Source organism: Hydrogenophaga sp. R2, from assembly GCF_049843595.1.
Taxonomy (GTDB): domain Bacteria; phylum Pseudomonadota; class Gammaproteobacteria; order Burkholderiales; family Burkholderiaceae_C; genus Hydrogenophaga.
The window spans coordinates 1,351,871-1,376,133 of record NZ_JBBHZN010000001.1 but is presented as its reverse complement, the minus strand read 5'-3'; the positions used below and the strand labels follow the sequence as shown (position 1 = coordinate 1,376,133).

Annotated in this window: 24 protein-coding genes; 8 read left to right on the top strand and 16 right to left on the bottom strand. The window is 70.1% G+C overall.

Annotated features, from left to right (window positions below; all coding sequences use genetic code 11):
- Positions 1 to 25 precede the first annotated feature (25 nt).
- Positions 26 to 619 (bottom strand): gamma-glutamylcyclotransferase, encoded by a 594-nt coding sequence (locus WD026_RS06620; protein WP_425722836.1) that lies wholly within the window; start codon positions 617 to 619, stop codon positions 26 to 28.
- A gap of 56 nt (positions 620 to 675) precedes the next feature.
- On the opposite strand from WD026_RS06620, the gene WD026_RS06615 reads away from it, so the two are divergent.
- Positions 676 to 1,179 (top strand): OmpA family protein, encoded by a 504-nt coding sequence (locus WD026_RS06615; protein ID WP_425722835.1) that lies wholly within the window; start codon positions 676 to 678, stop codon positions 1,177 to 1,179.
- 7 nt (positions 1,180 to 1,186) lie between these two features.
- Here WD026_RS06615 and WD026_RS06610 read toward each other — a convergent pair whose 3' ends face one another.
- Positions 1,187 to 2,119: a LysR family transcriptional regulator gene (locus WD026_RS06610; RefSeq protein WP_425722834.1), complete on the bottom strand. Its 933-nt coding sequence runs from the start codon at positions 2,117 to 2,119 to the stop codon at positions 1,187 to 1,189.
- Positions 2,120 to 2,340: 221 nt separating this feature from the next.
- Between WD026_RS06610 and WD026_RS06605 the strand changes: the two genes are divergently transcribed.
- The gene (locus WD026_RS06605; RefSeq protein ID WP_425722833.1) at positions 2,341 to 2,787 is read left to right on the top strand and encodes a DUF4148 domain-containing protein; all 447 of its coding nucleotides are present in this window, start codon (positions 2,341 to 2,343) and stop codon (positions 2,785 to 2,787) included.
- 35 nt (positions 2,788 to 2,822) lie between these two features.
- Here the strand turns inward: WD026_RS06605 and WD026_RS06600 are convergent, their stop codons facing one another.
- Together WD026_RS06600 and WD026_RS06595 are read right to left on the bottom strand one after the other, a co-directional pair.
- The gene (locus tag WD026_RS06600; RefSeq protein ID WP_425722832.1) at positions 2,823 to 4,286 is read right to left on the bottom strand and encodes a sensor histidine kinase; all 1,464 of its coding nucleotides are present in this window, start codon (positions 4,284 to 4,286) and stop codon (positions 2,823 to 2,825) included.
- A complete protein-coding gene (locus WD026_RS06595; protein ID WP_425722831.1) occupies positions 4,283 to 4,948 on the bottom strand; it encodes a response regulator in 666 nt (221 codons plus the stop codon). Before WD026_RS06595 ends, WD026_RS06600 begins: the two co-directional genes overlap by 4 nt.
- An 85-nt stretch (positions 4,949 to 5,033) precedes the next feature.
- Here WD026_RS06595 and WD026_RS06590 point away from each other — a divergent pair, with 85 nt between their 5' ends.
- A complete protein-coding gene (locus WD026_RS06590; RefSeq protein ID WP_425722830.1) occupies positions 5,034 to 5,417 on the top strand; it encodes a hypothetical protein in 384 nt (127 codons plus the stop codon).
- Positions 5,418 to 5,429: 12 nt separating this feature from the next.
- On the opposite strand, the gene WD026_RS06585 is transcribed toward WD026_RS06590, so the two are convergent.
- A complete protein-coding gene (locus WD026_RS06585; protein WP_425722829.1) occupies positions 5,430 to 7,235 on the bottom strand; it encodes a DEAD/DEAH box helicase in 1,806 nt (601 codons plus the stop codon).
- A gap of 262 nt (positions 7,236 to 7,497) precedes the next feature.
- Between WD026_RS06585 and ettA the strand changes: the two genes are divergently transcribed.
- The 3 genes from ettA to WD026_RS06570 all read left to right on the top strand — a co-directional run bounded on the left by ettA (position 7,498) and on the right by WD026_RS06570 (position 11,936).
- The gene (gene ettA, locus WD026_RS06580; protein ID WP_425722828.1) at positions 7,498 to 9,159 is read left to right on the top strand and encodes an energy-dependent translational throttle protein EttA; all 1,662 of its coding nucleotides are present in this window, start codon (positions 7,498 to 7,500) and stop codon (positions 9,157 to 9,159) included.
- Positions 9,159 to 9,704, top strand: a complete 546-nt coding sequence (locus WD026_RS06575) for a DUF1415 domain-containing protein (protein ID WP_425722827.1) — start codon at positions 9,159 to 9,161, stop codon at positions 9,702 to 9,704. The genes ettA and WD026_RS06575 overlap by 1 nt, the downstream gene beginning before the upstream one ends.
- A 105-nt stretch (positions 9,705 to 9,809) precedes the next feature.
- Positions 9,810 to 11,936 carry a DUF1631 family protein gene (locus WD026_RS06570; protein ID WP_425722826.1) on the top strand — a complete coding sequence of 709 codons (2,127 nt, stop codon included), beginning with the start codon at positions 9,810 to 9,812 and terminating at the stop codon, positions 11,934 to 11,936.
- A 12-nt stretch (positions 11,937 to 11,948) separates the two neighbouring features.
- On the opposite strand, the gene WD026_RS06565 is transcribed toward WD026_RS06570, so the two are convergent.
- Complete coding sequence (locus tag WD026_RS06565; protein ID WP_425722825.1) at positions 11,949 to 13,274, bottom strand: TAXI family TRAP transporter solute-binding subunit; 1,326 nt, start codon at positions 13,272 to 13,274, stop codon at positions 11,949 to 11,951.
- Positions 13,275 to 13,445: 171 nt separating this feature from the next.
- Between WD026_RS06565 and WD026_RS06560 the strand changes: the two genes are divergently transcribed.
- Both WD026_RS06560 and WD026_RS06555 read left to right on the top strand, forming a co-directional pair.
- Positions 13,446 to 14,846, top strand: a complete 1,401-nt coding sequence (locus WD026_RS06560) for a hypothetical protein (RefSeq protein ID WP_425722824.1) — start codon at positions 13,446 to 13,448, stop codon at positions 14,844 to 14,846.
- Positions 14,847 to 14,855: 9 nt separating this feature from the next.
- On the top strand, positions 14,856 to 16,424 hold the full coding sequence (locus WD026_RS06555; protein ID WP_425722823.1) for an Ig-like domain-containing protein: 1,569 nt from the start codon (positions 14,856 to 14,858) through the stop codon (positions 16,422 to 16,424).
- On the opposite strand, the gene WD026_RS06550 is transcribed toward WD026_RS06555, so the two are convergent.
- From WD026_RS06550 to WD026_RS06505, 10 genes are all read right to left on the bottom strand, one after another.
- Positions 16,425 to 16,952: a methyl-accepting chemotaxis protein gene (locus WD026_RS06550; RefSeq protein ID WP_425722822.1), complete on the bottom strand. Its 528-nt coding sequence runs from the start codon at positions 16,950 to 16,952 to the stop codon at positions 16,425 to 16,427.
- Between the two features lie 12 nt (positions 16,953 to 16,964).
- A complete protein-coding gene (locus tag WD026_RS06545; protein WP_425722821.1) occupies positions 16,965 to 18,008 on the bottom strand; it encodes a methyl-accepting chemotaxis protein in 1,044 nt (347 codons plus the stop codon).
- Between the two features lie 203 nt (positions 18,009 to 18,211).
- On the bottom strand, positions 18,212 to 18,580 hold the full coding sequence (locus tag WD026_RS06540; RefSeq protein WP_425722820.1) for a copper-binding protein: 369 nt from the start codon (positions 18,578 to 18,580) through the stop codon (positions 18,212 to 18,214).
- Positions 18,581 to 18,606: 26 nt separating this feature from the next.
- Positions 18,607 to 19,107, bottom strand: a complete 501-nt coding sequence (locus WD026_RS06535; RefSeq protein ID WP_425722819.1) for a DUF411 domain-containing protein — start codon at positions 19,105 to 19,107, stop codon at positions 18,607 to 18,609.
- 4 nt (positions 19,108 to 19,111) lie between these two features.
- The gene (locus tag WD026_RS06530; protein ID WP_425722818.1) at positions 19,112 to 19,633 is read right to left on the bottom strand and encodes a cupredoxin domain-containing protein; all 522 of its coding nucleotides are present in this window, start codon (positions 19,631 to 19,633) and stop codon (positions 19,112 to 19,114) included.
- A gap of 16 nt (positions 19,634 to 19,649) precedes the next feature.
- A complete protein-coding gene (locus tag WD026_RS06525; protein ID WP_425722817.1) occupies positions 19,650 to 21,095 on the bottom strand; it encodes a multicopper oxidase family protein in 1,446 nt (481 codons plus the stop codon).
- Between the two features lies 1 nt (position 21,096).
- Complete coding sequence (locus tag WD026_RS06520) at positions 21,097 to 22,470, bottom strand: hypothetical protein (protein WP_425722816.1); 1,374 nt, start codon at positions 22,468 to 22,470, stop codon at positions 21,097 to 21,099.
- 97 nt (positions 22,471 to 22,567) lie between these two features.
- Complete coding sequence (locus WD026_RS06515) at positions 22,568 to 22,930, bottom strand: hypothetical protein (protein WP_425722815.1); 363 nt, start codon at positions 22,928 to 22,930, stop codon at positions 22,568 to 22,570.
- A gap of 70 nt (positions 22,931 to 23,000) precedes the next feature.
- Positions 23,001 to 23,270 carry a hypothetical protein gene (locus tag WD026_RS06510; RefSeq protein ID WP_425722814.1) on the bottom strand — a complete coding sequence of 90 codons (270 nt, stop codon included), beginning with the start codon at positions 23,268 to 23,270 and terminating at the stop codon, positions 23,001 to 23,003.
- Positions 23,267 to 24,259 carry a glycerophosphodiester phosphodiesterase gene (locus WD026_RS06505; protein ID WP_425722813.1) on the bottom strand — a complete coding sequence of 331 codons (993 nt, stop codon included), beginning with the start codon at positions 24,257 to 24,259 and terminating at the stop codon, positions 23,267 to 23,269. The genes WD026_RS06510 and WD026_RS06505 overlap by 4 nt, the downstream gene beginning before the upstream one ends.
- Between the last annotated feature and the right edge of the window lie 4 nt (positions 24,260 to 24,263).

Below are 24,263 nucleotides of genomic sequence, written 5' to 3'. Positions count from 1 at the left end.
GCGCGGCAGTATAGGCAGCGGGTGTTCAGGCCGGGTCCGTGGGGTCGGGCGCCAGGCGCAGCAAGCGCTCCAGCGCATGGTCGTGGATGCCGTGCTCGGCCAGGCCGTGCAGGGTCTGGCGGGCGTAATCCAGCGTGGTGCCGTAGCGGCCACAGCTCTGCGCAAAGATCTGCCGGTAGCGTTCGGGCGGCAGGGCGCCGGTGTAGCTGGGGCTGCGGCGCGAGAGGGTGAAGGCCAGCGCGCGCACCGGGCCTTGGGGCGTGTGGCACAGCACCCACTTGGGGTCGTAGGTGGGGCGGGGCATCTCGCGCGCCCACAGGGCGGGCATGCGGGCTTCCACCTCGTCGTGCGGCAGGCGCAGGGCCAGGCCGTCGCAGCAACCTCCCGGCAGCAGGGCAAACACCAGACCCGGGCACTCCTCGGTGCCGCGGTTGATGCGGCTCCACATCTTCAGGGCGCGGTGGTGGCCGTGCACCCGGGCCGGCCGGCTCTCGGCCACCTCGAATTCGGGGCGCCACACCAGCGAGGCGTAGGCAAACAGCCAGAGATCGGGCCTGGGGCCCTGGGCGCGCCACTGCGCCAGCGTCTGCTGCAGCATGCGGGCGCCGTCGCGCGGCATAGAATCAGAGGCTTTGCTCACTTCACCTCACTTCACTTTTGTCGGAGATTCGATTCATGGCCTCGCAGGATAACGATCAGGACGTTCGCGTCGCATTCGCAGTGATCATTGCCATCGTCGTGCTGCTGGTCGGCAGCGTGGTCGGCATCGGCATCCAGCGCGCCGGTGCGCCCAAGGCGGCCAAGCCTGCTGTGGCGGCCCCCGCAGCGGCGGGCACCGTGGTGGTGGAAGACGCCAGCGTGGTGGTGGAAAACGGCGTGGTGAAGTTCTACTTCGCGGTCGGTCAGGCCGATCTGGCCCCGGGCGCCGTGGACGCCCTGGCCGAAGCCATTGCGGCGGCACAGGCCGGCAATGCGCTCGCCATCTCGGGCTTCCACGATGCCACCGGCAGCGTCGAGGCCAACGAAGAGCTGGCCAAGCGCCGCGCCCAGGCCGTGCGCGACGTGCTGGCCGCTGCCGGCGTCAAGCCCGAGAGCCTGCAGCTGCGCAAGCCCGAAGTCACCACCGGCACCGGCAACAACGCCGAAGCCCGCCGGGTGGAAGTCAGCATCGTCCGCTGACACGCCTTCAGCGCAGGGCGCTGTCGCGCAGCGCCTGGTCCACCCGCTGCCGGGTCTGGGCCACCAGGTAGTCCAGGAACACCTGGGTGCGCCGCGGCATGAACTTGCGGCTGGGCAGGGCCGCGTACAGGTTCAGCCGGTCGGTGATCCAGGGTGAGAGCACCCGCACCAGCTGCCCGCTCACCAGCATCGGCGTGGCCAGTTCCACCGTGGTGGCGGTGATGCCGGCGCCATCCAGCGCGGCGTGCATCAGGGTGTCGGTGTGGTTGGCCCACAGCACCGGCTCCACCTCCACCTCGGTCGGACGGTCACCGTCGGCCGCATTCAGCAGCCGCCACACCCGGCTGCGACCCACCGACGGTTTGAGGCGCAGGCAGTCGTGGCGGGCCAGGTCTTCCGGCCGCTGGGGCATGCCACGGCGGCGCAGGTAGTCGGGCGATGCCAGCAGGATGGCCTCGGAGGTGATCACCTTGCGCGCGATCACGTTGGCATCGAAGCCGGCGCTGGTGCCCAGCAGGGTGATGTCGAAGGCCTCGATGGGCGGCTCGCGGTGCGAGGCCACCTCCACGTCCAGCCGGATCTTGGGATAAGTCTGCCGAAAGCCGGACACCAGCGGCGCCAGCACATGGGTGGCCAGCACCGGCGGCGCCAGCACGCGCAGCACGCCGGCCAGCTCGCGCGTCCGCGAACTCACCAGTTCGCCCGCTTCATCCAGGTCGATCAGCACCTGGCGGATGCGCTCCAGGTAGGCCTCGCCCGCCTCGGTCAGCGACACCCGCCGGGTGGTGCGGTGCAGCAGCCGGGTGCCCAGGTGTTCCTCCAGGTCGGCCACCAGCCGTGTGACCACGGCGGGTGAAAGGTCCAGGGCGCGGGCGGCGGCGGCGAAGCCACCTTCCTCGATGACTTTCTGGAAGGCGCGCAGGGAGCTGAGTCGGTCCATGGTGGTGGGGGTGCAGAGGGCGTGCCAAACGCCCTCTGATGCGGGTAAACCCAAAAGATTGTTGCTGATTTAGAAATATACCAATCAGTCACATGATGTTTTTCATCGTGATCGGAAACTTTACAGTCCATCCCATCGATGCACGTTTCGCGATGCGATCGGGCACCGAGGTCAGTGATCCCTCTGTTTCCTCGTCATTCAACCCTCACAAGGAGTTATCCATGAAAGCACAACGCCTCTCCCTGATCGCCCTGTCCTTCGCCGCCCTGGCCGCCGGCAACGCCTTCGCCGCCGACCCGTCCGCTGCCAAGACCCGTGAGCAGGTCCGCGCCGAGCTGGCCGAAGCCCGCGCCACCGGCAACATCATCGCCAACAGCGAAGTCCACATGACCGAGCGCGAGCTGTTCCCCGGCCGTTACGAGCAGGCCGCCGCCCCCGTGGCCGCCAAGGCCGCTCCGGCTGCCCCGGCTGTGACCACCGGCAAGACCCGCGCTGAAGTGCTGGCCGAGCTGGCCGAAGCCCGCCGCACCGGCGACATCATCGCCAACAGCGAAGTCTCGATCACCGAGCGCGAGCTGTTCCCGGGCCGCTACGCCGCCCAGGACACCCTGCAGGCGGGTCAGCCCGCTGCCACCGCATCGGCCAACGACAGCACCGTTCGCCAGTGATGCCGCACGGACCGGCTCTGCCCGGTCCTGAAGGGTCAGTCTCCCGACGCCACCGGTTCTCCGGTGGCGTTTTTTTTCGTGTGGGCCGGCAGGCCGATGCGCACCGTGAGCCCGCCGCCCGGTGTGTCCAGCAGCTCCAGCTGGCCCCCCAGCTGGTCGACGATGCTGGCCGCAATGGCCAGCCCCAGGCCGCTGCCATTGCCGCTCTGGGGGTTGAGCCGCACGAAGCGCTGCAGGGCGCGTTCGCGCTGGGCCGGGGCAATGCCGGGGCCGTTGTCGCGCACCTCCAGCACCACGCGGTCGTGGTCCAGCACCACATTGAGGTCGACCCGGCAACCCGCGTCGGCGTGCCGCAGGGCGTTGTCCACCAGGTTGTCCAGCAGCACCCGCATCTCGGCCGGGTCGGCCCAGACGTCGGCCCGGTCGCGCCGCACCAGCCCCAGGTCCATGCCGCGCGCATCGGCCTGGGCCGAAAACGCGGCCACCACCTGGGCCGCCAGGGTGTCCACCGCCACCGGCCGGGGGTGGCGCTCCTGTTCGCGCACATCCGGCTCCAGGCGTGCCATCTGCAGCAGCTGGGCCACCAGCCGGGTGGCACGGGCGATGCCGCGGTCCAGTTCGTCGAGCGCCAGGCTGCGCTGGGCGTCGGTGGCGCGGCGCGCCAGCTGGGCCTGCAGCTTGATGGCGGCCAGCGGGGTGTTGAGTTCGTGGGCGGCGTCGGCCAGCAGGGCGCGCTGTCCGCTGAGCAGGGCGTCCACCCGCGCCAGCAGCTGGTTCAGGGCCTGTCCCAGCGGCAGCAGTTCTTCCGGCAGCCGGCTGTTGTCGATGGCGGGCAGCTCCTGCAGGTTGTGGTGCTGGCGGATCTGCCGGCCCAGGGCATGCAGCGGGGCCAGGGCGCGCGACACGGCGGTGTGGATCAGCAGCGTGAGCACCAGCACCAGCAGGCACAGGGGCACCACCAGCGAGGGCAGCAGTTCGGTGAAGTCGCTGGCGCGGTCGGCCGAGGTGACGGCCACCTGGACCCGCTGGTGACGGTCCACCACGGTGTACACCCGCCAGGGCTCGCCCTGCCACTGCACCAGATGGAAGCCTGGCTGCTGCAGCGGCGGCCCGATGTCGTCCAGCGACGAATAGACCAGCTCGCCGTCCTCCAGCCAGATCTGGCTGACGAACTGCCCCAGGTCTTCCACCGGCACCTCGGCCGGCAGCGCAGACGGCACCGGCTCCACCGGCTCGCCGGTGGACGGATCGATGGCCGCGTCCACCGGCGCGCCCGCAGGGCGGTCCGGGGAGATGGGCTGGCGCCGGTGGGCGTCGGGCAGCGGTGTGATCTGCACCCCGTGCCGCACCACCGACCACGCAATCTGCTCCAGCCCGTAATCGCGGATGCGGTTGAAGGCATCCCAGGCCAGCCGGTAGGTCAGCGCGCTGCACAGCACCGAGGTCACCACCAGCGCGGTGATCTGCCACAGCAGCAGGCGCTGCCGGATGGAGTTCAACCGGCCACCTCGACCAGCTTGTAGCCCACGCCGCGCACGTTCTTGATCCAGTCGCTGCCGATCTTGCGGCGCAGGTGGTGCAGGTGCACCTCCACCGCGTTGCTGGAGGGTTCGCCCTGCCAGCCGTACAGCCGGCTTTCCAGCTGTTCACGCGACAGCACCGCGCCGGGTTGCTCCATGAGGGCGGCCAGCAGGTCGAACTCGCGCGGGGCCAGCAGCACCGGCTCTTCGCCCAGCATCACTTCGCGCCGCACCGGATTGAGCACCAGCGGGCCGACCCGCATCTCGGGCTGCGGGCGCCCCTGGCGGCGCCGCGCCAGCGCATGCACGCGGGCCACCAGCTCGTCCAGGTCGAAGGGTTTGGTGAGGTAGTCGTCGGCACCCTGGTTCAGACCCAGGATGCGGTCGCTCACCGCATCGCGCGCCGACACCACCAGCACCGCCACCTCCAGCTCGCGCGAGCGCAGCCATTGCAGCAGCTGCAGGCCGTCCAGCCCGGGCAGGCCGATGTCGAGCAGCAGCACGTCGTAGGTCTGGGTCTGCAGGGCGGCCTGGGCGGTGGGGCCGTCGCGCACCCAGTCGACCGTCATGCCGGCCTGGCGCAGGCCCTTGTCCATGCCCTGTCCGAGCATGGCGTCGTCTTCAGCAAGCAGCAGTTTCATGGCCGGCTAGTGTGCGCCAAAAGCCCCTGCCCGGTACAGCATGCGCACGCCATCTGGTACAACCCGCGCTCGTTCAGGAGCACCCATGTCCACCTTCCGCAAAGTCGTGCTGTTCACCGATGTCGACGGGCGTGCCCGTTTCCGGGAAGAAGATGTCCCGCTCGACCAGGGCACGCCGGCGGCGCGGCTGTCGGCCGTTCAGGCCGCATCGGCCCTGCAGCTGCGCGAGAGCCCGGTGGGTTTTCGCAGCAACTTTCACTGCACCGGTCAGCCGCAATGGCTGTTCGTGCTGCGCGGGGTGATGGAGATCGGCCTGCAGGACGGCAGCACCCGGCGCTTCGGGCCGGGTGAGCATTTCTATTCGGCCGACACCCTGCCGCAGGGTGCGACCTTCGACCCCCAGGTGCACGGCCACTGGAGCCGGCAGGTGGGGGAGGAGCCTCTGGTCACGCTGTTCGTGCGCGACTGAGGCCCCACCGCATCAGCGGATGCGGCCGAAGCTGGTGCGCAGCGGATCGGCCGGGCCGCCCTGCTGTCCACCCTTGCCGCCTTTGCCGCCCTTGTGGTTGCGGTTGCCGGTGCGCATGGCATCGATGCTGGTGCGCAGCGGATCGGGCTGACCGCCCGGGTTGGCCGGACGCGGGCGCGGCTCGCGGATGCGCAGGCTGCCCAGGTGGGCGTTGGGGCCGGGCTGGCGCTCGGCGCCGGGTTCGCGCTCACCGCGCTCACCCCGGTCCGGACGATCGCCCCGGTCACCACGACCCTGGCCCTGGCCTTGCCCCTGGCGCTGACCGCCCCGGCCGCCCCGGCCCTGACCGTTGCCACCGCCGTTGGCCTGCTGCGGGCGCTGACCACCCTGGCGGCGGCCATCACCACGACCTTCACCCCTGGCTTCGCGCGGCTCGCGCGGTTCACGGGGCTCGCGCGGCATGTCGCCATCGGCCTCGTCGCCGCTGCTGCGCGGACCCTGGCTGCGGCCACCGCGACCCTGGCCTTCCGAGCCCTTTTTCTCGCGGATGCGCTGCATCATTTCCTGGCGCGCGGCCTTGGCGGCGGCGGCCATCACCTCGCGGCTGGGCGGCTTGCCGGCACCGCCCCAGATGGTCTGGCGACCCATGGCGATGGGCTCGGCCTTTTCACCCGGTTCGGGCATGAACTCCTGGAAGATCTCCACCGGGATCTGCTGCTTGGTGAAGCGCTCGATCTCCATCATGAAGCCTTCTTCGTCCAGGCTCACAAGGTTGACGGCGTGGCCTTCGCGCCCGGCACGGCCGGTGCGGCCGATGCGGTGCACGTAGTCTTCGCAGACGTTGGGGATCTCGTAGTTCACCACGTGCGGCAGCTCGTCGATGTCGATGCCGCGGGCTGCAATGTCGGTGGCCACCAGGGCGCGGATCTCGCCGCTCTTGAAGCCGGCCAGCGCCTGGGTGCGGGCGCCCTGGCTCTTGTTGCCGTGCAGCGCCATGGCGCTGATGCCGTTCTTGCTGAGGTAGTCGGCCACATTGTTGGCGCCGAACTTGGTGCGGGTGAACACCAGCACCTGGCTCCAGTTGTGCTGGTTGATGATGTGCACCAGCAGGGCCTTCTTCTTGCCACGGCCCACCGGGTGGATGACCTGGCTGATGCGCTGCACCGTGGTGTTGCGCGGGGTCACCTGGATGTGCTGCGGGTCCTTGAGCAGGCCCTGGGCCAGGTCACGGATCTCGTCGCTGAAGGTGGCCGAGAACAGCAGGCTCTGCTTGTCGCGCGGCACCAGGGCCAGCACCTTCTTCACGTCGTGGATGAAGCCCATGTCGAGCATGCGGTCGGCTTCGTCCAGCACCAGGATCTGCACCTGCGACAGGTCCAGGAAGCCCTGCTGCTGCAGGTCGAGCAGGCGGCCGGGGGTGGCCACCAGGATGTCCACGCCGCGCTTCATGGCGTTGATCTGCGGGTTCATGCCCACGCCGCCGAAGACCACGGTGGAGGTCAGGTCCAGGTGCTTGCCGTAGGTCTTGACCGACTCTTCCACCTGGGCGGCGAGTTCGCGGGTGGGGGTGAGCACCAGGGCCCGGATGCCGACGCCGCCGAAGCGGCTCTGGCCGCGGGCCGAGGTGGACAGCCGCTGCAGCATGGGCAGGGTGAAGGCAGCGGTCTTGCCGGTGCCGGTCTGGGCGCCGGCGAGCAGGTCGCGGCCGGCCAGAACGGCCGGGATGGCCTCGGCCTGGATGGGCGTGGGCGTGTCGTAGCCTTGCTCGCGCACCGCTTGCACGATGGCCGGGGCCAGGTTCAGTTCGTCAAATGTCATGTCGTTTGATGCGCCCGTCCAGGGCGCCGGGATCACCGGCCACATCGGTCTGCCGTGGAGGCGGACCGCTCAGTGCAGGGTCGGTGGATTCAGGGTCTGGCGCCGCCCGGGTAAGGGTGGGGCGCCCCAGCAGGGGGCTGGTTGCGGGCCGACTGATGTGCCCGCAAGGTCCGTATTGTGGCATGCGGGGATAATCCAGGGTTCCGCGCCACCGCCGCCGGTGGCCCAACCCCTGCTTTTTTCACATCCCACACAGGCTCCCATGGCCCAATACGTCTTTTCCATGAACCGGGTCGGCAAGATCGTGCCGCCCAAGCGCCAGATCCTCAAGGACATCTCGTTGTCCTTCTTCCCCGGCGCCAAGATCGGTGTGCTCGGCCTCAACGGCTCGGGCAAGTCGACGCTGCTCAAGATCATGGCCGGCATCGACAAGGAGATCGAGGGCGAGGCCATCCCCATGCCGGGCATCCGCATCGGCTACCTGCCGCAGGAACCCAAGCTCGATCCCGAGCAGACGGTGCGTGAGGCGGTGGAAGACAGCATGGGCGAGGTGCGCGCCGCCCAGAAGCGGCTGGACGAGGTGTACGCCGCCTACGCCGAGCCGGACGCCGACTTTGACGCCCTGGCCGCCGAACAGGCGCAGCTCGAAGCCATCATTGCCACCGCCGGCACCGACTCCGAGCACCAGCTCGAGATCGCTGCCGATGCCCTGCGCCTGCCGCCCTGGGACGCCAAGATCGGCCTGCTGTCCGGTGGCGAGAAGCGCCGCGTGGCGCTGTGCTGCCTGCTGCTGTCCAAGCCCGACATGCTGCTGCTCGACGAACCCACCAACCACCTGGACGCCGAGTCGGTGGAATGGCTGGAGCAGTTCCTGCAGCGCTTCCCCGGCACCGTGGTGGCCATCACCCACGACCGCTACTTCCTGGACAACGCCGCCGAGTGGATCCTCGAACTCGACCGCGGCCACGGCATTCCCTACAAGGGCAACTACTCGACCTGGCTGGAGCAGAAGGAAGCCCGCCTGGAGCAGGAACAGCGCACCGAAGACGCCCGCACCAAGGCCATGAAGAAGGAACTGGAGTGGGTGCGCCAGAACCCCAAGGGCCGCCAGGCCAAGAGCAAGGCGCGTCTGGCCCGCTTCGAGGAGCTGAGCGACGTCGAATACCAGAAGCGCAACGAGACCAACGAGATCTTCATCCCGGTGGCCGAGCGCCTGGGCAACGAGGTCATCGAGTTCCAGGGCGTGAGCAAGTCCTTCGGCGACCGCGTGCTGATCGACAACCTCAGCTTCTCGGTGCCGGCGGGTGCCATCGTCGGCATCATCGGCCCCAACGGCGCCGGCAAGTCCACGCTGTTCAAGCTGATCACCGGCAAGGAACAGCCCGACAGCGGCACGGTCAAGATCGGCCAGACGGTCAAGGTGTCGGCGGTCGACCAGAGCCGCGACGGCCTGGCCGGCGACAAGACCGTGTGGGAAGACATCTCCGGCGGCCTGGACATGATCACCGTGGGCAAGTTCCAGATGCCCAGCCGTGCTTATTGCGGCCGCTTCAACTTCTCGGGGGGCGACCAGCAGAAGCTGGTGAAGAACCTCTCCGGTGGTGAGCGTGGCCGCCTGCACCTGGCCAAGATGCTGGCCGAGGGCGGCAACGTGCTGCTGCTGGACGAACCCTCGAACGACCTCGACGTGGAAACCCTGCGCGCCCTGGAAGAAGCCCTGCTGGAGTTCGCCGGCAGCGCCCTGGTGGTCAGCCACGACCGCTGGTTCCTGGACCGCATCTGCACCCACATCCTGGCGGCCGAAGGCGACAGCCAGTGGACCTTCTTCAACGGCAACTACCAGGAGTACGAGGCCGACAAGAAGAAGCGCCTGGGCGAAGAGGGCGCCAAGCCCAAGCGCACCCGCTTCAAGAGCCTGGCCTGATGACCGACGACGAGATCCTCACCCGCACCCGCGAGTGGGTGGAGAAGGCCGTCATCGGCCTGAACCTCTGCCCGTTCGCGCGTGCGGTCTGGGTGAAGGACCAGGTGCGGGTGGTGGTGAGCCGCGCCCGCCATGTCGATGCCTTCCTGGACGACCTGGACCGCGAGCTCGACCTGCTGGCCGGCACGCCCGCGGAGCAGATCGACACCACGCTGCTGGTGCATCCCACCCTGTTCCCGGACTTCGAGGTCTTCAATGACTTTCTCGGGGTGGTGGACGACGTGGTGGCCGAACACGAACTCGAAGGCGTGATTCAGGTCGCGCCCTTCCATCCGCAGTTCCGGTTCGAGGGCACCGAGGCGGACGACATCACCAACGCCACCAACCGTTCGCCGTTCCCCATCCTGCACCTGCTGCGGGAAGACAGCGTGGAGCGGGCGGTGGCCACCGACGCAGGCGATGCCGAGGCCATCGTCGAGCGCAACCTGCAGACCCTGCGCGATCTGGGCCACGAAGGCTGGGCCCGACTGTGGAATAAGTCCTGATGCGTTCCAGCGAAAGTTGACAGGTCCGGGCGGTGGCGGCTGCCTGCGGGGCAAAATACGGTACGGGGCATAACCCCTCATCCGACACCCCCTGGAAACTGCACCATGAATGCCACCGTCAGGCCCGACATCGACGTCTACATCCAGGACGCGCTTGCGCAGACCGAGCAATGGCTGCCCCGCTGGCTCGATCAGGTCAGCGTCGGCCTCAAGAACCTGGAGGCCACCGAGCCCGGCGTGATGGAGCGCAAGGCGCTCAACCAGGCCCGGCTGGAGGCCGACCGTCACCGCGAGTCCATGGTCCCGGCCTTCCGCAAGGAGCTGGAGACCGCTGCGCTCGGCACCCGTTCGGGCCACGCCGGTGCCGGCAAGTCGGGTGTGAGCTTCGACGAGCTGGAGCTCATGGGCGACGACCAGGTGCAGGAAACCGTGGAATTCGCCCGCCTGCAGCAGGTGGTGGAGATGACGCTGGAAGACCTGGACGTCGAGCTCACCGCCCGCATCTGCAGTGCCCTGGGTCTGCCCCAGGTCAACCCCGATGCCAACCCCTTGCGCCCGGCCGCCTTCATCGGTGCCCTGTCGCGCGCCATGAAGGCCGACAAGGTGGATGCGTCGGTCCGGGGGCGCTGGCTCAAGGCCGGTGCTGCCGCCCTGGGCGAGCAGCTCTCCGGCGTGTTCCTGGGCCTGATCGAGCGGCTGGACCAGAACGGGGTGCGCCCGGTGGGCTTCGGGGTCACACGACCCTTTGCCGCCTCGCGCGGTGGTGACACCCGTCCCCTGTCGGCCGTGACAGGTCCCCGGTCGCGCCAGGGCGAAACCACCACCATGAAGCCGGGTTCCCGCAGCGCGGCGGGCGATCCGCTGCTCACGCTGGACCAGCTGCACCGCCTGCTGGTGGGCAATCTGGGGCCCGAGGAGTCGGGGGGTGCTGCTGCGCCCGTGCCCCAGGTCAACCAGGCCATGGTGCGCAACCTGGCCAGCGAAGTGGTCTCGCTCATGATGCGCCAGATCACCGAAGACAAGCGCATCCTGCAACCCATCCGCGACATCCTGCACGGCATGAAGCCGGCCCTGCTGGACCTGGCCCGGGACGACCCGCGTTTCTTCGCCGACCGCCACAACCCGGCCCGTCGCCTGCTGGACGCCATCATCGAACGCTCGCTGGGTTTCAAGACCGAGGCCGAGTCCGGCTACGCCCCGTTCGCAGCGGAAGTGCGCGGCATCCAGCGCGCCCTGCTGCGCGCCGGTGACGATGTGCCGCAGCGCTTTCCGGGTCTGCTGGAGCGGCTGCAGCGCTTCAGCTCGCGCGCGGTGGAGCCGTCGCAGGAGGCCCGGGGCCTGGCGGTCAACACGCTGGTGCGGGTGGAACAGCGCAACCTGCTGGCTGAGCGGCTGGTGCACGAGTTCCGCGACCTCAAGGACTTTCCCAAGGCACCCGGCGTGGTGCGCCGTTTTCTCACCGGCCCCTGGGCCCAGGTGGTGGCCCAGGCCCGCCTGGAAGAGGGGGCCCGGCCCCCGCTGCTGCCGGCCGAGGCCGCATCGCGCCGCTACACCGAGGTCATCAACGATCTGCTGTGGTCGTGCCAGGTGGGTCTGGCCAGCCTGAACCGGCCCCGTCTGGTGAAGGTGATCCCGGTCATCCTGCGCACCCTGCGCGAAGGCCTGGATTCCATCGACTACCCGCGTGCGGCCACCGAAGGCTTCTTCCAGGCCCTCATGGGCCTGCACGAGGCGGCCTACAAGACCCAGCGTCCCGGCGTGCCCGAGGACAACCCGCCCAGCCGGCAGGACGCCGAGGACGTGTCGATGTGGATGCAGAGCCAGGAAGCCAAGGACACCGGCTTCTTGACCGATCTGCCGCCCGAGACCCAGCCGCCGGCCTATGTGGACACCCAGCCCCTGCCGCCCGGCGAGCTGCCGGACGCCCGCGGGGCCGATACCCGCTCGCCCGACAGCCGCATACCGGTGGAGTTCACTGTGGGTGCCTGGTTCGAGATGCCGCTCGATGGCGTGACCACCCGCTGCCAGATCACCTGGGCCAGCCCTCACGGCACGCTCTACCTGTTCAACACGGCCGCCGGCAAGTCGGTCTCCATGACGCGCCGCAACCTGGACCGCCTGGTGGAGCAGGACCGCCTGCGCATGGTGGCCCGCCAGAGCGTGGTGGACGAGGCGCTGGACGCCGTGGCCCAGCAGGCCTTGAAGAACTCGTCGTCCACCGATCCGCGCTGAGGCGGTCCCGCATCAGGCCGTCTTGCGCTGGAGCTTCTTGCGCACCAGGTGGATGTTGCTGCGCAGGGCATAGAGCTCGTCGGTGTAGCTCAGCGGCACCACCACCTTCTCCACCTTGACCTCCATGTCGTCGATCAGCCCGAGCAGGCGGTCGGCCGCCTCGCCCGATTCGTGCCGCTGCTCGATGTCGCGCAGCTCGGCGTACCAGCGGAACACGCGTGAGCGGATGCGGAAGGTGTAGAGCGGCGGGATGATGCGCGAGAGCGGCAGCGCCAGCGCAATGATCAGGCCCATGGCCAGCCACATGCGCTCGATCAGGTTGGCCAGCCAGAACGGCAGGTAGCGCTGCAGGAAAGGCTGCCCGCCCTTGATGGCGCGCTGCGCCTCGTCGGCCACCGGCACCTCGCTGTGTTCCAGGCTGGGGTACTCGCGGGCCCGGCTGAACCAGCCGGCACTGCCGTGCAGGCGCGATGCGGTCTGGGCAAACAGCTGCAGCACCGCCGGGTGCGTGTCGGCCTGGGCCAGCAGGCTGGTGGTGGAGGCCACCAGCCGCACGCGGCGCGGCGGCACGTTGGCCGAAAGGTCCACCATGCCCTGGGGCATGACCACCGGCGTGAGGTAGGCGAAGCGGCGCGAATACGCCTCGTTCTGGGTGAAGTCCATCAGCTTCACGCCGGGCGTCTGCAGCAGCATCTGCACCATGAGCGACTCGGGGGCCGAGGCGAACACCAGCGCATCGAGCTGGCCGTCCAGAAAGGCCACCGTGGCCGGCGTCTGCTCCAGCCGGCTCAGGCGCAGGTCGCGCGGGTCCATGCGGTTGACCTCCAGCAGGGTCTCGAACAGGCGCGGCACGCCGCTGCCGTCGGTGCCCACATTGACCCGCCAGCCGTGCAGGTCAGACAGCGTTTCCAGGGTGGCATTGCGGCGCAGCTTGCGGGCCCGGTCCTCGCGGTAGAACACCCACAGCGGCTCCACGAACAGGCTGCCCAGCGAGGTCAGGTCTTCGGTGTCGGTCTCGGTGATGGTGCCGGTGCCGCCCTGCACGAAACCCAGGTCCGCCTCGCCCCGGCGCAGCCGCTCCAGGTTGTCCGACGAGCCCTCGGTCTGCAGCAGCTCCACCGTGATGCCCTCGCGGGCCAGGGCCTCGGCATAGCGGCGCCCGAAGGTCTCGTAGGCGCTCTGCGCCGGGCCGGTGGCCAGCACCACGGTCTTGGGCGGGGTCGGGTTGAGCCACCAGTAAGCGGCCACCAGCAGGGCCACGGTGAGCAGGGCAAACGGCCCGAAGGACAGCAGCATCTCGCGCAGCGAGATGAGGGTGTAGCGCAGGGTTTTCGGCATGGGTGCGGACGGTATCACGTGCCGCCGCCCCGCCCTGGCGTTCGTCGGTGAATCACGTTTCGATTCGTTGCGTGGTGGATTCGTGATGACTTGAATGGGTCGACCCGGCGAGGATCGCTGGCTGCCCGGATCTCGGGTATCCGTATCTTTCCTGCCCCTCAAGCGCCACCCATGAGAACCCCCCTGTCTGCCGCAGCGCTGGCCCTGGTCTGTACAGCCGGTCAGGCGGTTCCCGTCCCCGACGCCCCGGCGTCGTCCACCCGCCCGCTGGCCACACTGCCGGGCACCCAGATCGGCCCCTGGCAGATCGGTCCGCAGTCCACCCGCTACAGCAGCCAGGACACCGATCACCGGATCGACGCCCGCCTGATCCATTCGTCCCGCTACCGCCAGCAGTTCGGCCTTGATGCCGGCTGGCTGCTCGGCGACCAGTGGGCGGCGGGCCTGAACCTGGCGGCCGGGCGCGCCGGCGACTTCCGCGACCTGGTGGGCAATCTGGCCTGGACCCCGGTGCCCGGCTGGCACGGGCGGCTGTCCCTGGGCCGCCTGCAGAGCACCGATCCCTATGCCTTTGCGTCCGGCACGGCCGACGTGCGCGTGCGCCAGAACGCCTGGCTGGCCGGACTGGTGCGGGAGGCGCCCGAGGCCGGGCCGGTGGGCGATCTGCGCTGGGCCGTGTACGGCGCCCGGGCGCAGGTGCCCACCCTGGCGCCGGTGGTCGTGCAGAGCCAGGTCGGCAACCTGCTGCAGGCCAGCAGCGATCTGCGGCTGCTCTCGGCCGGTCGGATGCTGGGCGCCGACATGGGGGTGGGGCTGTTCCCCTGGTCCACCGTGCGTCTGGACCTGGCGCTGGGTGGCGAGCGCACCCGCTACCCCATGGCCGACGGTTCGCAGCAGGCCACCAGTCGCCTGGTGGCCCGGGCCGGCTGGCAGCAGGACCTCGATGCCTGCCGCCGCGTCGGCCTGAACCTGGCGTCCACCTCGGCCAGCACCTCGGGCGGCCTGAACTGGGAGTCCGGTCGCTGGATGCTCGGCCTGTCCCGCACCCTCCATGCCGCGTCGGCACCCGACACGCGTTTGTCGATGGCCTGGCGGCTGCCGCTGGGCGGGGCAGTCGGTGCCGATGGCGGCAGCCGCTGTGCCCTGGCGCCGCTGCGTGGCAGCAGTGCGGTGTCGCGCCTGCAGCTGGTGTCGCAGCGGCCGGCCCAGCTGCCCCAGGTGGTGCTGGCCCGTGTCGACCGCAGCCTGCAGCCGCAGGCGCTGGCGTCCATCGACACCTCGCTGGTGGCACCGGGCTACGGCATCGCCATCGTGGGCGGCCAGCTGGTCTTCACGCTGGAGCGCGCCGCCCAGGGCCTGGTGGAGATCCGCACCCTGGAAAACGCTGCCACCGTGCCCAACGTGGGCGTCAACGGCCAGCCCTTGCTGCAGCTCGCCGGCGACCGGGTGACCATCCCGCTCGACAACATACCCAACCCCGGGGCGGGCCAGCAACTCACCTACGAGGCCGACTTCGCCTCGGTTGCGCCGGTCATCGTCATGCGCATCAGTTTCACCGTGAAGGGCCGTTGACCCATGTTCATGCATCGAATCCCGGGTGCCTTCATGGCGGTCGTGCAGCGTTCGCTGCGGACGGGCTGGCTGCTGCTGGCGTTTGTCCCGATGCCGGCACCGAGCCAGGTGCTGGTGGTGGGCGGCAGTGCCGGCAGCGTGCCCCAGATCGCCTTCCGGCAGGCCGAGATCGCCCGGGTGTGGAACGCCGGCAGCTTCAGCCAGGTGGCCACGGTGGCCGGCAGCAAGGGGGCCGTCACCTACAGCAGCAGCAACCTGGCGGTGGCCACGGTGCATGCGGTCACCGGGCTGGTCACGCCGCTGCGGCAAGGGCAGACCACGATCACCGCGCTGCAGGCGCCGCAGGGCTTCTTCCCGGCCGCCCGGGCCAGCTATTCGGTGCGGCTAACGGCTGCTGCCGCCGTGCTGCAGCCCTGGAGCCTGCCGCCCGTGTCCCTGGTGTCGGGCCCGTTGCCGCTGACCCCGCCGGCCTCCAGCAGCCCGGGGGCCTTCAGCTTCAGCAGCAGCGACCCCACCGTGGCCAGCATCACGGGCCAACAGCTCACGGTGCACCGCAGCGGCGAAGCCACCATCACCGCCACCCAGGCCGCCACCGACGACTACAGCGCCGCCAGCACCACGGCCCGGCTGGTGGTGAACCTGCAGACACCCACCCTCGGCGCACTGCTGCTGCCGAACGATCTGGTCTACGGCGCTGCACCGCGCACCCTGGTGGCCCCGGCCAGCGACAGCCCGGCCCCGTTCGCCTACAGCAGCAGCAACCCGCAGGTGGTGCAGGTGTCGGGCAACCAGCTGGTGGTGGCGGGCGCGGGTGTGGCCGTCATCACGGCCACCCAGCCCGCGCAGGGCGCGTACGGCGGAGGCAGCGTGAGCGCGCAGCTCACGGTCGCCAAGGGCACGCCGGTGCTCGACAGCCCCAGCGGCGCCGCCTTGCTGGAGAGCCGCTGGCAGAACGCCGACATTCCCATGATCTTCGGCCTCACGTCTGCCGGCATGGGCGTGTCGGGCGGCTCATGGTCGGTGGTGACGGGTGAGGTCAGTTCCCTGGCCACCAACCTCGCCGGCAACCTGGTGGTGCGCACCAGCAGCCCCGGGACCTTCACCCTGCGTTACACCGTGCCGGAGACCGCCAACACCTTGTCGGCCTCGCGCGATGTGTCCTTCTTTGCGTATGCCAACCAGCCGTTCCAGCTGCTGGATGTGGCGGTGATCCGGCCGGATGCCTTGCCGGACGGCACCGTCATCGGGTCGGTGACCGGGGTGTCCGTCACGCCCTTCCTGACCACCGTGAGCCTGCAGGTGTGCGCCGACCGCAGCTCCCGCTACACGTTCCGGTTTGCCGTGCCCCACGAGGAGCCCTTCGGTGTGGGCTGGGCCGATCCGGTGGCCACCGGCCTCACGCCCTCGGGCGGGGAGGTGTCGGTGGACATCGACATGGGGGGCAACCCGGGCGATCTGCAGTCACCCCGGTTCCTGCGGGTGCGGCAGCTGGGCAGCGCCGATGGCGTGTACCGCGACGTGACCCGGTCGGTCACATTGCAGGTCACGCCCATCCAGTGCCCGAGTGCACCGGTCTGATCAGGCCGGGATGCTGCTGCGGCGCTCCAGCCGGAAGATGCGCACCGCTTCGTTCATGACCTGGGCCTGGGCCTGCAGCGAGCTGGCGGCAGCGGCCAGCTCCTCGACCATGGCCGAGTTCTGCTGGGTCACCGAATCCAGCTGACCCACGGCCTGGTTGATCTGGGCGATGCCCATGGACTGTTCGTTGGTGGCGTTGGTGATGTCGCCGATCAGGCCATTGACCTGCTCCACCGCCCGCACCACGTTGCCCATGGTCTGGCCGGCGTTGTGCACCAGCTGGCTGCCCTGGGCCACCTTGTTCGACGACTCGTCGATCAGCACCTTGATCTCCTTGGCCGCCGACAGCGTGCGTTGCGCCAGGTTGCGCACCTCGCCGGCCACCACTGCGAAGCCCCGGCCCTGCTCACCGGCGCGGGCGGCTTCCACGGCGGCGTTGAGCGCCAGGATGTTGGTCTGGAAGGAGATGCCGTCGATGACCTGGATGATCTCGCCGATGCGGGCCGACGACTTGCTGATGTCGTCCATGGTGCTGACCACCTAGCCCATGGCCATGTTGCCCTCGCGGGCTACCAGGGCGGCCTTCTCGGACAGCACGGCGGCCTCGCGGGACGAATTCGCGCTCTGGGCCACGGTGCTGGTGAGCTCTTCCATGGAAGCCGCGGTTTCCTCCAGGCTGCTGGCCTGGGCCTCGGTGCGGGACGACAGGTCCTGGTTGCCGCTGGCGATCTGATTGGAGGCCACCTGGACGCCTTCGACCTCGTGCCGCACATCCGACACCACGGCCTGCAGGTTCACATTGAGCTGGTTCAGTGCCTTGGCCAGTTCACCGAACTCGCCGGTGGTGGCGCCCTTGAAGCGCGCCGACAGGTCGCCGGCGGCCATGGTGTTGGCAAAGCGGATGGCGTCGTTGAGCGGGGTGATGAGCTGGCGGCGCAGCACCAGCGCGCCTGCAGCGGCAACGGCCAGCAACACCCCCGCAGCACCGGCATGCACCGCTGCACCGTGGGAGGCGGCCAGCTCGCCGACCACCAGGCCGGCGGCCGTGAGACCCACCGACATCAAGGCGATGCGCCGGCCCAGCGTGAGCTTGAGCGCGCTGCGCAGGGTGCCGACCAGGCCGCTGTGCACCAGCTGGCCCTTGTGCAGACCCAGGGTCTGGCGGCCGGCATCGCGCTCGGCGCGCATCTGTGCATACAGCGCCTCGGCGGCCTGCACCTGTTCGCGGGTGGGCTTGGTGCGCACCGACATGAAGCCCACGGCCTGGCCGTTTTCCATGATGGGCGTGGCGTTGGCCACCACCCAGTAGTGGTCGCCGTTCTTGCGCCGGTTCTTCACCAGTGCCGACCAGGGCTGGCCGCCCTTGAGCGTTTCCCACATGTCGCGGAAGGCTTCCTGCGGCATGTCGGGGTGGCGCACGATGTTGTGCGGCTGCCCGATGAGCTCTTCCTTGTCGTACCCGCTGACCGCGATGAACGCCGGGTTGCAGTAGGTGATGTGGCTCTGCAGGTCGGTCGTGGAGACCAGGGTCACACCATCGGGAATGACGAATTCGTTGTGGGTGACAGGCAGGTTGGTACGCATGGGACCTCGCGCGGTGCTGGACTGGGAACGTTTCCCGCCGGTGGAGCCGGATCGGGTTGAGTGCAGTCTAGGGACCGCGCCAGGAGCCGATGGGGCGATATCACAGGCGATTGCCGGTCATATCGGGTGCGTCGGCCCCGGGCTTGAGCCTTTTGCGTCAAAAAATGATGACGGTTTTATTTGTCCAGGACAATCAACGCCCCTCAGCGCAGCGGCTCCATGCTGAGCACGGTGTAGGTGCCGTCGATGCGGTCGGCGGTGAAGCGCACCTTGTCGCCGGCCTTGAAGCCGTCCAGCACCTTGGGGTCGCGGGTGCGGAACACCATGGTCATGGGCGGCATGTCGAGGTTGCGGATGTCGCCATGCCGCAGGGTGACCGCGCCGGCGCCGGCATCGACCCGGCGCACCTCGGCCTCGGCCCAGGGCAGGGCGCCTGCGGCGGCAGGGGCTGCCGGGGCGGCTGCCGGCGTGGAGGCCGGGGCCGTGGTCGATCCATGGTTGTGGCCGCTGTGCTGGGCCAGGGCCAGCGACAGGGCACTGCCCAGCAGTGCGGCGGTGATCAGGTGTTTCATGGGGTTCTCCGTGAAGGGCAGCGGGCTCAGCTGCGGAAGTACGACTGGTAGACGCGCGAGCTGCCGTCCTTGAGCACCAGCACCACATCGTAGGGATCGCGCCGGTTGCCGTAGACAGGGCCGTCCATGCCGGGGCTGCCCACCGGCATGCCGGGCACCGCCAGGCCGATGGCCTGGGGCTTCTCGGTCAGCAGGCGGCGGATCTCGCGGGCGTTCACATGGCCCTCGATCACATAGCCGCCGATCAGGCCGGTGTGGCAGGAGCCGTAGCGGTCCGGCAGGCCCAGGCGGCGGCGCACGGCGGTGTTGCCGGTGTCGAAGATCTGCACCACGAAGCCGTCGGCCTTGAGGTGGTCCACCCAGTCCTGGCAGCAGCCGCAGTTGGGGTCTTTCCAGACCTGCAGCACCGGCAGCGCGTCGGGGCTTTTCTGGGCCAGGGCCATGCCGGCGAGGCCGGCCAGGGGCAGGGCGGTGGCGGCGCGCAGCAGGCGGCGGCGGGAGAGTCGAGCGATGGAGCGGTCGTTCATGGGGTCATCCTTGGGACGGTTTCACACGGATGGTGCCGCGCATGCCGGCCTCGAAATGGCCGGCGATCAGGCATGCGAATCCGAATTCGCCGGCCCGGTTGAAGTTCCAGACGATGTCGCCCTTTTTCCCCGGCGGCACATGGGCCATGTAGGGCTCGTCGTGCGCCATGCCGGGGAAGCGCTTCATCAGCTCGGCATGGGCCTGCAGTTCGTCCTCGGTGCCGATGACGATCTCGTGCATCACGGCACCGGCATTCACGGCGCGCAGCCGCAGCGTCTCGCCCTGGCGGATCTCCAGGTGCGAGGGGCTGAGCTTCATGTCGTCGGTCATGCGGATGGTGACGGTGCGGCCGACCTTGCGCGGGTCGCCGGCAATGCCCCAGGGCTTCTGCTCGGGCGGCAGATCGGCCTTGGGCTGGCCGTGGCTGTTGCCGTGGGCCAGCGCCAGGCCGGGCCAGGCCAGGGCCGCCAGGCCTGCCAGCAGGCCGGTCTGGGCGGTGCGTCGATTCGGGTGTTGCGGTTTCATGGGGGGTCCAGTCGGGTCAGTGGGGATGGCCGCCGTGGCCAGCCGGTTTGCGGGCCGTACCCTCAAGGGTAGCTTGGTCGGGCGCCGGTGCGGCGGACGGGCGTGACGCTGCGGGCGCCTGGCCCACGTCCACCGGCCGGGCCTGGGTGCCGGGCGGCATGGCGTAGTCGCCCGGGTCGCGGTAGTCGTTGGCGCCCAGGCCGGCGCGCACCTTCAAGGTGGTGAACATGCCGCCCATTTCGATCGGGCCGTAGGGGCCGCTGCCGGTCATCATGGGGAAGGTGTTGGCCGGCAGCTCCATCTGCATCTCGCCCATGTCGGCCATGCCGCGTTCGCCCATGACCATGTAGTCGGGGTTGGCGCGCTGCAGCGGGCGCACCAGACCCCGGTGGTCGGTGCCGATCATGGTGGGCACGCCATGGCCCATGGCGCCCATGGTGTGGTGGCTCTTGTGGCAGTGCATGGCCCAGTCGCCCGGCTCGTCGGCGATGAATTCGAGCTGGCGCATCTGGCCCACGGCCACGTCGGTGGTCACCTCGGGCCAGCGCGCGGTCTTGGGCACCGGTCCGCCGTCGGTGCCGGTCACCTCGAACTCGATGCCGTGGATGTGGATGGGGTGGTTGGTCATGGTCAGGTTGCCCACCCGCACACGCACCCGGTCGCCCAGGCGGGCCACCAGCGGCGTGATGCCGGGGAACACCCGGCTGTTCCAGGCCCAGATGTTCTGCTCCAGCATGGTGTTGACCTGCGGCGTCATGCTGCCGGGCTGCACGTCGAAGGCATTGAGCAGGAAGCAGTAGTCGCGCTGCACCGGCTCGATGAGCGGGTGGCGGCCCTTGGGGTGGGTCACCCAGAAGCCCATCATGCCCATGGCCATCTGCACCATCTCGTCGGCGTGCGGGTGGTACATGAAGGTGCCGGGACGCCTGGCCTCGAACTCGTAGACGAAGGTCTTGCCCACCGGGATCTGCGGCTGGTTGAGGCCACCCACGCCGTCCATGCCGTTGGGCAGGCGCTGGCCGTGCCAGTGGATGGTGGTGTGCTCGGGCAGGCGGTTGGTCACGAAGAGGCGCACCCGGTCGCCTTCGACCACCTCGATGGTCGGGCCGGGGCTCTGGCCGTTGTAGCCCCACATGTTGACCAGAAAGCCGGGCGCCATTTCGCGCACCACGGGTTCGGCCACCAGGTGGAATTCCTTGACGCCCTTGTTCATGCGCCAGGGCAGGGTCCAGCCGTTGAGCGTGACCACGGGGTGGTAGGGCCGGCCGGCACCTGTGACGCCCGGCGGGGTCCAGGGGCCGGCGGTGTCGGCCGAGGTCTGCTGCACGGGCTCGGGCAGGGCGGCCAGGGCCACGCGGCTGACGCTGGCGGCGGCCACGGCGGTGGCTGCCCCGGCGAGCCAGTGGCGTCGGCTGGAAGACGGGGGCGACGAGCCTGGGGAGGAAGGGGGGGTGTGTTTCATGTCAGTGTCCTGGGGTGGCGGCGCCGGTGCTGCCGGCGGCGGCGGTGTCGGGGGAGAGGCTGACGGCGGATGCCGGTGCACCGGCCAGCAGGGCCTGGCCGTCGGCCAGGGCGCGCCAGTAGGCCGCGCGGGCCTGCTGGGCGGTGTCGAGCGCGGCGATGCGTTCGCGGGCGCTGGCCAGCAGGTCCCAGGTGCTCTGCAGCATGCCGTTGTAGCGCAGCAGGTTTTCCTGATCGAGCGCGGTCTGCAGCCGCAAAAGGCCGTCGGTGGCCTGCCGGGCGGCGGCATGGCGCATGGCCAGTTGTTGCCAGGCCAGCCGGGCGGCCGAGCGGCGTTCGGCCGCCCGGGCCAGCAGCCTGGCCTGCCCGTGCAGCGAACGTTCGGCGGCGGCATCGCCGGGGCGCTCCAGAGCCTGTATGTGCGGCGGGCCGGACATGCCGGAGCGGGCCAGGGCCTGGTCCATCTGCTGCTGCAGCAGCGCCTCGCGGGCCGGGTCGGATGCGCGCCGTTCGCGCTCGACCTCGGTGCGCATGAGCGTGAGCTCGGCGTCGGCCTGCAGGGCCAGGGCCTCGATGCGTTCGGCAGCCACGTCCCGGCCCGGCCAGACGGCATCGGGCAGCGCCGGCAGGCCTTGCGGCAGCCGGGCGGCCAGGGCCACCACATCTTCCCCCCGCCACAGCCCCAGCCGGCCGGCCAGCGCTTCCACGGCGGCACGTTCGGCCAGCCGGGCCGACACCAGGGCCTGCCAGGCCGCGGATTCGCCCAGCTGCTCGCGCATCTGGCGCGCCTGGCTCCAGTTGCCGGCCACCACCATGCGCCGGCCCAGCTCGGCGCCGGTGCGGCTCACATCGTGGGCCTGGGCCATGAGGCGGGCGCGTTCGCGCGCGGCCACCGCGTCGATCCAGGCTTTCTGCACCGACTGCACATGGCGCGCCCAGGCGGACTGCACCTCGGCGCGTTCGCGGACATTCATCTCCGCCCGGGTGAACAGGTCGGGCTGCTGCCGCAGCGAGGCCGAGACGGCCGCCTGCAAGGTCAGCGGATCGGTGGGGGCGGCTTCGGCCGCGGGGGCTGAAGCGTCGGGCCGGGACTGTTCCCAGCGCAGCAGATCGATGTGGCCGCGCGCGAAACCGGCCACCTGTTCGTTGACGCGTTGCCACTGCGCCCGGGCGGCGGCCGCGCCATCGGGCAGCGCGGGCAGCTCGGCCGACGGTTGGGCCGGCAACAGTGGCCAGGCCGGCGCTGGCGCCGGGGTGGCGGGATCGGACGCTGCCAGGCCACCCGAGAGGGGCGCGGCGGCAGCCGGGGTCAAGGCGCAGGCGGCCGCCATGGCCAGCGCCAGGCAGGCCGGCCGGGGCCGACGGAAAGGGGTCATGGGTCATCTCCTGACAGACTGAACGGGTGCCGTGCGAAAGGCACCGGATGCGTCCATGGCGCACCGGTGACTCTGGCCCGACAGGGACGGGTTCAGCTCAGGCGATGGGGGGTTTGTGGTGCCGCTGCGGCACCAGGCTGGCGAAGTCGGTGGCCGGTGGCACCGGCGGGTGGTGCCGTGCCACGCTGCCCTCGGCCTGCCACACCGGCAGGCTGAGCACCGGGCCGTTGCACACGTCGCAGGCCACGTGGCTGGGGCAGTCGTCCCCGGCCTGGGGGGCCGGCCCGTCGTGTCCGGCGTGGCCGGCAGTCATGTCGTGGTGATCGTGGTCGCCCGGCATGGCCATCACCGCCGCTGCCTGCGCAGGGCGCTCCTGCAGCATGGACAAGGCCATGGCGTCGCCGGCCCACGCCCGCAGCGGGAGCAGCAGCATCAGCAGGACCAGGACGATCGGGCGCATGCCCGGAATGATACGGGGTGGGGTGTGCAGGTTCCGAGGGCCGCGCCCGATACCGGGGTCGGCTGTCGGGTCAGGCCTGGAGCCGGGCAGCGGCCTTGTCCAGCCACAGCCGCATGCTGTCGGTGAGGTCGCGCTGGCTGAAGGAGCAGCTCTCGGCGTCGAACAGCGCGCTCGATTCCAGCCGGTCCAGCAGGCCGTGCAGCACCTCGGCAAAGCGCGGCGGCAGCTGCTCCAGCAGATCGGTCTGGGCGCGGGCCAGCGCCACGAAGCGGCGGGTGTCGAGCTGGCCGGTCTGCAGCTCGGTGAGGGCGGCGTCGAGTCGGGCGAGGGCAGGGTTCATGGCGGTGCGGTGGACAGGGCGGTGGTGGGCAGCACGGGCGGCGGCAGGCTCAGCCCGCGCTGGGACATGACCTGGCGCAGGCGGTCCGGTCGGTCGGTGATGAGGCCGTCCACGCCCTGGTCGATGAGCCGCTCCATGTCGGCGATCTCGTTGACGGTCCAGGGGATCACCTGCAAGCCCAGCTCACGGGCTTCGGTCAGGGTGGCCTGGTCCAGATCGGTGTGGTGGGGTGACCAGATGCGCCCGCCGGCGGCACGCACCAGCGCAGGCACGCTGCCGTGGTCGCTCAGGCGCCGGCCACCGGTCCAGGCGGTGCCGGCCAGGGTGTCGAAGCGGGGCAGGCGGGCCGTGAGGTAGACCCGGGGCCAGGACGGCTCCAGCCGCCGTGCCACGTCCAGCGTGCGCCAGTCGAAGCTCTGCAGGCGCGTGCGCGCCAGCATGCCGTGCTCCCGGGTCACCTGCAGCACCGCCTGCACCAGCCGGCGCGGATCGCTGGACGCCTGCGGCCGCCGGGGGTCGATCTTGGTCTCTATGCTCAGGTGCACATGGTCGGCACCCAGTCGCTTGACCAGCCGGTACACCTCGGCCAGCGACGGCATGCGGGCGCCGTCCACCGGCTGCTGGTCCGGGAACTCGCGGGCATAGCGGCTGGCCGGGTTGATGCGGCCGACGTCCCACTGCCGGATGTCGCGCCAGGTCTGGCGCACGAACGGCGTGCCGGCGCTCTGCAGCCAGCGGCCCTGGCGGTTGCGGGTGATGTCGGGGTTGGGGGCGAGGTCGTGCGCCACCACCGGCACGCCGTCGGCGCTGAGCACCACATCGAGTTCGAGGGTGCTCACGCCGATGGACAGGGCCCGGCTGAAGCCGGCCAGCGTGTTCTCCGGCGCCAGGGCACGGGCGCCCCGGTGGCCCTGCAGATCGAAGTCGGCAGCCCCGGCTGCCGTGGTCGCGCACAGCAGTGCCCCCAGCAGCCAGAGCGCCAGACGCATGGGC